Source organism: Mesorhizobium sp. M7A.F.Ca.US.011.01.1.1 (assembly GCF_003998295.1).
GTDB lineage: Bacteria > Pseudomonadota > Alphaproteobacteria > Rhizobiales > Rhizobiaceae > Mesorhizobium.
Window position 1 is genome coordinate 1 of the sequence record NZ_RZRT01000108.1, and the last position, 8,496, is coordinate 8,496.

8 protein-coding genes are annotated in these 8,496 nt (G+C 64.5%); 6 read left to right on the forward strand and 2 right to left on the reverse strand.

Annotated elements, in window-relative coordinates; all coding sequences use genetic code 11:
- Positions 1–326 precede the first annotated feature (326 nt).
- The 4 genes from EOA13_RS35825 to EOA13_RS35840 are packed head-to-tail and all read left to right on the forward strand — an operon-like array spanning position 327 to position 5,346.
- Positions 327–1,865 (forward strand): DUF4173 domain-containing protein, encoded by a 1,539-nt coding sequence (locus EOA13_RS35825; RefSeq protein WP_127297877.1) that lies wholly within the window; start codon positions 327–329, stop codon positions 1,863–1,865.
- 3 nt (positions 1,866–1,868) lie between these two features.
- Positions 1,869–2,561 carry a response regulator transcription factor gene (locus tag EOA13_RS35830; protein WP_127297878.1) on the forward strand — a complete coding sequence of 231 codons (693 nt, stop codon included), beginning with the start codon at positions 1,869–1,871 and terminating at the stop codon, positions 2,559–2,561.
- Positions 2,552–4,150, forward strand: coding sequence for an ATP-binding protein (locus EOA13_RS35835; RefSeq protein ID WP_127297879.1), 1,599 nt, complete (start codon positions 2,552–2,554; stop codon positions 4,148–4,150). Before EOA13_RS35830 ends, EOA13_RS35835 begins: the two co-directional genes overlap by 10 nt.
- A 29-nt stretch (positions 4,151–4,179) precedes the next feature.
- Positions 4,180–5,346 (forward strand): FAD-binding oxidoreductase, encoded by a 1,167-nt coding sequence (locus EOA13_RS35840; protein WP_127297880.1) that lies wholly within the window; start codon positions 4,180–4,182, stop codon positions 5,344–5,346.
- A 12-nt stretch (positions 5,347–5,358) separates the two neighbouring features.
- Here the strand turns inward: EOA13_RS35840 and EOA13_RS35845 are convergent, their stop codons facing one another.
- Positions 5,359–6,090, reverse strand: a complete 732-nt coding sequence (locus EOA13_RS35845) for a DUF72 domain-containing protein (protein ID WP_127297881.1) — start codon at positions 6,088–6,090, stop codon at positions 5,359–5,361.
- Positions 6,091–6,155: 65 nt separating this feature from the next.
- Positions 6,156–6,581 (reverse strand): GNAT family N-acetyltransferase, encoded by a 426-nt coding sequence (locus tag EOA13_RS35850; protein ID WP_127297882.1) that lies wholly within the window; start codon positions 6,579–6,581, stop codon positions 6,156–6,158.
- 127 nt (positions 6,582–6,708) lie between these two features.
- Here EOA13_RS35850 and leuD point away from each other — a divergent pair, with 127 nt between their 5' ends.
- Both leuD and EOA13_RS35860 read left to right on the forward strand, forming a co-directional pair.
- Complete coding sequence (gene leuD, locus EOA13_RS35855; RefSeq protein ID WP_023810900.1) at positions 6,709–7,314, forward strand: 3-isopropylmalate dehydratase small subunit; 606 nt, start codon at positions 6,709–6,711, stop codon at positions 7,312–7,314.
- Positions 7,315–7,398: 84 nt separating this feature from the next.
- Positions 7,399–8,322, forward strand: a complete 924-nt coding sequence (locus EOA13_RS35860) for a hypothetical protein (RefSeq protein ID WP_127297883.1) — start codon at positions 7,399–7,401, stop codon at positions 8,320–8,322.
- Positions 8,323–8,496 lie beyond the last annotated feature (174 nt).

Here is an 8,496-nt window from a genome sequence, read left to right on the forward strand (position 1 = left end):
GGGTGGGGGTCCGTGCCAGGCAGACATCTCAGGAGTTCCATATGCGATAGCCCTGCCCTTGCGGGGGAGATCGGCAGCCCTGGCCCCTGCACGAAAACTGCACAGCCTTGCGGAAAACCTCCTCGCATCCGCCCCACCCTTTCCCCGCTTGTCTGACAAACAGGCGGCATGCAAAAGAGAGCAAAACCCCGTCTGCCTCACCGGCTGCGCAGCGAAGGCTGGTGGCTGGCCGATCCGCCGCGCGCGAACGCCACGGCGATCCTCATTCCCTTTGTCCGCAGAAGCCCGCCAACGGTTCAGCGGGACGCCATCAGGAAAGCCAGGTCATGACAGCGTTGTTCTCCGCCGCGCCGAGCTATTGCAGCCGCTTCGGTGTCGCCATCCTGCTGGCAGCACTTGCGGATTTCCTGTTCTACGGCCAGCCCGCCGGGATCACGGTTTTCCTGTTTGCTCTCCTGATTGCCGCCGCGGTTGTCGCCGTGCATCCGGCGGCTTTCAGCGACGGTCGGGTCTGGCTCAAGCCCATCGCCTTGCTTGTCGCGCTGCTGCCGCTGGCTGAAAACGTCAGCACCCTGTCCGTTTCGATCGCGCTGGCGGCGCTGACCGTCTTTGCGCTTTCGCTGAGCGGGCGGCTGCGGCACAGCATCGCCCGCATTGCCGGCCAGATCGCGCTGTTCGGGCTGGCGGCGCCGTTCCGCTTCGCCAATGATTTCATCCGCTGGCGCAAGACGGCGCGCCGGTTCGGCCGACGGCGCATCCGGCTGGCGGCGATCGCTGTCTGGGTGATGCCGCTGACGCTGGGCGCGGTCTTCCTGGCGCTGTTCGGCGCCGCCAACCCGGTGATCGACTACTGGCTGTCGCTGATCGACCTCGTGAGGCTGCTCGATCTTATCCAGCTGGCGCGGATTGCCTTCTGGCTGTTCGTGCTCGCTGCTGTCTGGGCTTTTCTGCGGCCGCGCCTGCCGCGCCTGGTTCGTCGCATCCCGCACGCGGCGCCGGCCGTCAGCGCTCAAGCCGACAAAACCGTCACCACCATCGAAGACATCCTGTTCGGCAAGGCCGCCATCCTGCGCGCCCTGATCATCTTCAACGTCCTGTTTGCGCTGCAGACGGCGCTCGACGCCACCTACCTGTGGGGCGGGGCGGCCCTTCCCGACGGGCTGAGCTACGCGGCCTACGCGCATCGTGGCGCCTATCCCCTGATCGTCACCGCGCTGCTTGCCGCCGGCTTCGTGCTGGCGGCGCTGCGACCGGGCAGCGAGACATCGGCCGATCCGCTCATCCGCCGGCTGGTCTATGCCTGGGTGGCGCAGAACATCATGCTGGTCATTTCGTCGATCCTGCGGCTCCACCTCTATGTCGGCATCTATGCATTGACCTACTGGCGCGTCGCCGCCTTTGTCTGGATGGGGCTGGTCGCATCGGGGCTTGCCCTGATTATCGCCCGCATAGCACTGGGAAAATCCAACGAATGGCTGCTGTCCGCCAATCTTCTGACGTTATCTCTGACGCTTTATGCCGGCTGTTTCATCAATTTTGCAGCGACGATCGCCAACTACAATGTCGACCATTCCCTCGAAATGACCGGCCAGGGCATTCCCCTAGACGCCTGGTATCTTCACTCGCTCGGTCCGGGCGCGTTTCCCCCACTCGATCGGTTCCTCGAGCAGCAGGGCAAGACGGCGGCCGCCGGCACTGTCCGCGAACTGGCTGGCGTGCGCGGCAGCGACGAAATCTGGTATCGAACTATCCAGCAGAACTGGCGGGCCTGGAGCTTTCGCGACTGGCGGCTGCTTCGATATCTCGACACCAAGGGGCCGTTCGTGATTCCCTCCGCTATCGAACCTTCCATGCCGGGCCGCTGATCCATGCCGCATCACATCCTCGTCGCCGACGATGACCCGCACATCCGCGAAGTGATCTGCTTTGCGCTGGAAAAGGCCGGCATGAAAACGACAGGGGTGGCCGACGGTGCCGCCGCCCTGCAAGCGATCGGACGCCGGGCGCCGGATCTTGTCGTGCTCGACATCGGCATGCCGGAGATGGACGGGCTGGAGGTCTGCCGGCGGCTGCGGCACACATCCGATGTGCCGGTGCTGTTCCTGTCCGCGCGCGACGAGGAGATCGACCGCATCCTCGGGCTCGAAATGGGCGGCGACGACTATGTAACGAAACCATTCAGCCCGCGCGAGCTGGTCGCCCGCGTCAACGTCATCCTGCGGCGCGCCCGCCCGGCGGCGCCCGAACCGGTCGACAACAGGCAGTTTTCGCATGGCAAACTGGCTCTGGCGCCGGCCAGTCACGCTGCCAGCTTCGACGGCAAGGCGCTTGCCCTGACGGGGATCGAATTCTCGATTTTGACAGGGTTCCTGACGCGGCCCGCGCATGTGCTCGACCGCGACGCAGTGATGGCCAGCGCCTATGCCGCAAACATCCATGTCGCCGGCCGCACCGTCGACAGCCATATCCGCAACATCCGCGCCAAGCTGGCAGCAGTGGGTTGCCTGGATGTAATCGAGACGGTGCATGGCGTCGGCTTCCGGCTCGGCCGATGCGGCTGACGGCCTCGAGCAAATGGGTCGGCCGCAAATGGCGGCCACGGCTTGCCACGGTCGTCGTCGCCATCCTGATCATGGTGATGGCCCTGCCATTGGTCGGCTTGTTCTTCTTCCGTCTCTACGAAAACCAGCTGATCCGCCAGACCGAAGCGGAGCTGATCGCGCAAGGGGCGGCCATCGCCGCCATCTATGCGCAGGATGTGCGTGACGCCGGTATTGCGGCGGACAAGCTCGGCGCGCCGATGCCGAGGCCAAGCGGAGCTTCAAGCCGAAGCGTCAATCCGGACCCGCTCTACAGGCCAATCGAACCGAAACTCGATCTTGCCTCGGATTATGTGCTGCCGACCCGGCCGGCGGCGATGCCTGCGATCGTCGATCCCACCTTTGCCGCGATCGGCACCCGTCTGTCCGGCATTCTCGACGCCACGCAGAAGACCACGCTGGCCGGCTTCCGGCTGCTCGATCCCCGAGGCGTCGTCATTGCCGGACGCGGCGAGGTCGGGCAGTCGCTTGGCGCGGTCGAAGAGGTGCGCGTCGCACTTGCCGGCCGCTATGCCAGCGCGCTCCGGCTGCGCATCCCCGACCAGCCGACGCCGCCGCTCTATTCGGTCAGCCGCGGCACCAAGGTGCGTGTCTTCGTCGCTTTGCCGGTCGCCGTCGACGGTAAGGTCTCCGGCGTGGTCTATGTCTCGCGGACGCCCAACAACATCATCAAACATCTCTATGGCGAACGCGGCAAGGTGACGTTGGCGGCCATCGCCATTCTCGTCGGCACGCTGCTCATCGGCCTCGTCTTCCTGCGCACGGTCAGCCGGCCGATCTATGCGCTCATCGACCGCACCGAGCGCATCGCCGCCGGCGATCGCGCGGCGATCCGGCCGCTCGACCATCATGGCACTCGAGAGATGGCGGAGCTTTCCGCCGCCTTCCTCGACATGGCCGAAAAGCTGCAGGCACGCTCGGACTCGATCCAGACTTTCGCCACCCATGTCTCGCACGAACTCAAATCGCCGCTGACGGCGATCCAGGGCGCGGCCGAATTGCTGCGCGATTCCGGTTCGGCGATGGACGATACGGAGCGGCGGCGTTTTTCCGACAATATCGTCACCGACGCCGGGCGGCTCAATCTGCTGGTTCGCCGTCTGCTCGACCTGGCGCGTGCCGAAAACCTGGCGCCGAGCGGCGAAAGCACATCGATCGGTGCGGCGCTGGCGCTGCTTCCCGTCGACAACAGGCTGGCGGTTAGCGTCGCCGGCAGCGAGATCGGCTTGCGCATATCGGCCGAGAACGCGGCTATCGTGCTGGCCAATCTCATCGACAATTCGGCCAGGCATGGCGCGACGGCGGTTTCTGTCTCGGCTACGAGCGCCGGCGGCAAGGCGAGCATCCTGGTCAGCGACGACGGCGCCGGCATTTCGCCCAGCAACCGGGCGCACATTTTCGAGCCGTTCTTCACCACGCGGCGCGAGCAGGGCGGCACCGGCATGGGGCTTGGCATCGTGCTGGCCCTCCTGAAAGCGCATGATGGTATGATCGCGCTGGTTGACAGCGAACGCGGCACGCGCTTCGAGATCATTCTGCCGGTGGCGTGAAGGACACCATCGGCCGGATCGGAGAGAACATGCGCTACGACATCGTCATCATCGGTGGAGCCATCGTCGGCTCCTCGGTCGCCTATTACCTGCGTGAGCAAGGATTTTCCGGCACGATCGCGCTGGTCGAGCGTGATCCGCAATTCGCGCATGCGGCAACGACGCTGTCCATGGCCTCGATCCGCCAGCAATTCTCGATCCCGGAAAACATCCGCCTGTCGCAGTTCACGCTGAAACTGTTCCGGCGGCTGAAGGAAGAGTTCGGGGATGATGCCGATATCGGCTTTCGCGAGGGCGGCTACCTCATCCTTGCAGGCGAGGACGGCTTGCCGATCCTCAAGAGCAATCACGAGGCGCAGATCGCGGAGGGCGCCGACATCGTGCTCGAGGATGCCGACCAGCTTACGCGCCGGTTCCCGTGGCTGTCGACCGAGGGCATTTCAGCCGGCGCCTATGGCCGCACCGGCGAAGGCTGGTTCGACGCGCATGCGATGCTGACGCTGTTCCGAAAGGCGCTGCGGCAGAAGAAAGTCGATTTCATCGCCGCCGATGTCACCGGCATCGCGCGCGATGGCAACCGCGTCACGGGAGTGAGCCTCGGCAATGGCGAGACGCTGAAGGCCGGCATCGTCGTCAACGCCGCCGGCCCGAACGCCGGCAAGGTGGCTGCCATGGCCGGGCTTGAACTGCCGGTCGAGCCGCGCAAGCGCAATGTCTTCGTCTTCGAGGCGCGCGAGAAATATGCCGACATGCCGCTGCTGGTCGATCCCTCCGGTATCTATGTCCGTCCGGAAGGCTCGGTCTACCTCACCGGCGGCGCCGAACCGGAGGAAGGCGACTGCGCACCCGATCCCGGCGATTTCGAGGTAAACTGGCCGCTGTTCGAAGAGGTGATCTGGCCGGTGCTGGCGACCCGCATTCCCGCCTTCGAGGCGATCAAGCCGACCCGCGCCTGGGCCGGCCACTACGACTACAACACGCTCGACCAGAACGCGGTGATCGGTCCGCATCCCGAAGTCGGCAATTTCATCTTCGCGAACGGATTCTCCGGCCACGGCCTGCAGCAGGCGCCGGCGGTGGGCAAAGCGCTGGCCGAGCTGATCGTCCATGGCGGCTACCGCACGGTGGATTGCTCGGCGTTTGGGTATGAGCGGGTGGCGGAGGGAAGGGCGTTCCGGGAATTGAATGTGATTTGAGCTGGCCCGCGTCTAGATGATCATCGCATCAACCTTGAGAGCATTGCCAAGTCCGTGCCCTGCCGCCGTGTTGTCGAAAACGCACCAGGCCTCCGCGCCCGAAGCGGCCGCCGCATTCGCCTGCCGAGCGATCCCGTCGAGCGTTTCAGCATCGTAGTCCGAATAGTAGACGCGCGGCGCGCCGTGCCAGCGGAAATAGGCAAGGCCGGGCCAGCCGCCCGGCACCGCCGCTGCAGGGATCGGAGCCGGGTCGGCGGCGACACGCGCAACCTGGCGAGAGGCCAGAAGCGCATCGGCCTTCGCATCGAACCAATTTGGGTGGCGCGGCTCGCAGACCAGCCTTGCCTGGGTTCGCAACCTCAGCATGTCGAAGAACTCGCCGGCGACGTCCGGCTCGAACGGCAGGCTCGGCGGAAGCTGCACCAAAAGCACGCTCAGTTTTTCGCCGAGGCCTCCGACCTGCTGGAGAAAGGCCTCGGCGACCATCTCGCAGTCGGCGAGACGAAGCTCGTGCGTCATCGCCTTCGGTGTCTTGACGGCGAAGCGGAAATGCCCAGGGACGGAACCCGCCCAGCGCTCATAGGTCTCGCGGCGGTGCGGCTTGTAGAACGAGGTGTCGATCTCGACGATCGGCAGGCGCTGGGCGTAACGCTCGAGATGAGAGCCGGGTTGTGGGAAATCATCCTTGTATCGTGTCGGAATTCCCCAACCGGCCGTGCCAACGAAGCATCTCCGCTTTTCCATCCTTGCGATGTGGATCAAGCGGAACGCAGATCAAGACACTGCGGTCATCGGCACGTGGGCTGGCCTCAGCCCTTGCGGTCGAACCAGAAGGCGTCGGCCATGTGCTTCATGCCGATACGTTCGTAGAAGCCGACGGCGTCGGGCATGGAGATCAGGCTGATGGCGACCGACGGTCCAAGCTGCCGGCGCGCCTCGTCCATCAGGCCCATGCCGATGCCGAGCCCTTGCGCCGATCGGGAAACGGCGAGTTCGGAGATGTAGCAGACCCAGGAGAAGTCGGTGATGCCTCTGATCACGCCGACCAGCGGCTTGCCTTCGACGTCGAGACGCGCGGTCAGCACCAGATTGGCGCCCGACAGCATCGCCCGCAGCCGTGCTTCATCATCGACCGGCCGTGTCTCGCCGAGGCCGGATTCGACCAGCACGCGCCGGAATTCGGCGATGTCGAGCGCGGGTTCGCTGTTATAGAGGACGTGTGCGTTTTCTGCCATGGCCGCCAGACTGCACCATCGGGCTGGCTTGTGCCACCATGCACGAACAGTTGCCTTTTATTTGCCGCCGGCTTTGTGTAAACCGGCGTCAGCAAATTCCCCCGCAACGAAAACACGGGCAAAAGCCATGGAAAAGTTCACCAAGCTCACCGGCGTCGCCGCTCCGATGCCGATCGTCAATGTCGACACCGACATGATCATCCCGAAAGATTACCTCAAGACGATCAAGCGCACCGGGCTCGGCACCGGCCTGTTCGCCGAAATGCGCTACAAGGACGATGGCTCGGAAAACCCGGATTTCGTGCTCAACAAGCCGGCCTACCGCAAGGCGCAGATCCTGGTCGCCGGCGATAATTTCGGCTGCGGTTCCAGCCGCGAGCACGCACCATGGGCGCTGCTCGACTTCGGCATTCGCTGCGTCATCTCGACCTCGTTCGCCGACATTTTCTACAACAACTGCTTCAAGAACGGCATCCTGCCGATCACCGTCAGCCCCGAGGATCTCGAGAAGCTGATGGACGACGCCTCGCGCGGCTCCAATGCCACGGTGTCGGTCGACCTCGAAGCCAAGGAAATCCGTGGGCCGGATGGCGGCGTGGTCACCTTCGACCTCGACGACTTCAAGCGGCACTGCCTGCTCAACGGGCTCGACGACATCGGCCTGACCATGGAGAAGGCCGGCGCCATCGCCTCGTTCGAGAAGCGAAACGCCGAACAGCGCCCCTGGGCCTGAGCGGTACACACTCCAGGCGGAGGCCCGGCCGCTTTTCAGGCCTTCGTTGCGCCGGGTTCGTTGCGACTGAGTGGAGGGACAGTCATGACACGTTTGCTTCTTGCCGGCGTTTGCGGGCTGGCCTTGTTGCTGGGGCAAACCGTGAGCGCGTTTGCGCAGACACAGGCACCCGCCACCCAGCCGGCTCCGGCGACGGACCAGCCGTCCGCCGATCAGGGGACGAACGCCGCCGACGCTGCCGATGACGACAAGCAGGCGCCCGTCCCTTTCGAAGGCGGCACGCTGACCATCACCCAGAAGGAACAGTATGGCGAGAAGGTGCTTGCCTATGACGGCCAGCAGCTGGCCACGAACTATGACGTCTTCTTTGACAGAATCGTGGAAGTCGGCGGCGTCAAGGTGGCGCTGTTCGATGTCGGCGACGGCGGCAACCAATGCGGGCCGGCGACGGTGATCGTCTGGAAACCGGAAGGCGGCACGATCCAGAGCACAATGGTCGAGCAGGACCAGTGCGGCGCCCCGCCCTCGGCGGTGTCCGACAATGCCATCTATTTCGTGCCGTATCTGTTGCCGGGGGATGAGAAACCGGCTTTGCAATGGTCGCCGACCGATGGGCTGACGATTTCGGGCAATCTGACCTACATGCCCGAACCCGGCACGGACTGGAAAGACATCGATCCGGAAAAGTACCAGAACATCATCGACGCTTTCCACAACGAGGCCGTCTACAAGGAAGCCGAAAAGCTGCTCGGCAAGGACATGCCCGATATGGCGACCAGCCTGCTGGTCGGCGGCGGCACGGAAAAGACCGCTTCGGGCGCCTTCTACGCCAGCGGCTGCGTGCCGCATGATTGCGGTGGCAATGACGGCTTCATGGCGGTCGACCCGGCCAAGCACAGGCTCTATTTTGCGCGCCGCGGCGACAATGGCAAGCCGCAGGCGTGGCCTGATGTGGCGACATGGCCGGCCGATGTGAAGGCGGCACTGGACAAGGCGCTGGGGAACTAGACGCGGCAGCGACCACCACGCCTTCGTCATCCTCGGGCTTGACCCGAGGATCCTGTGTGTTGTTCCCATGCTATGTCTGAAGTGGGAAGGAGACCGAGGGGATCCTGGTCGTCCTTTCGAGGACAGGCCGTGGCATGGCTCGGTCCCTTCCCACCGGTGAACCATCAACCTGAA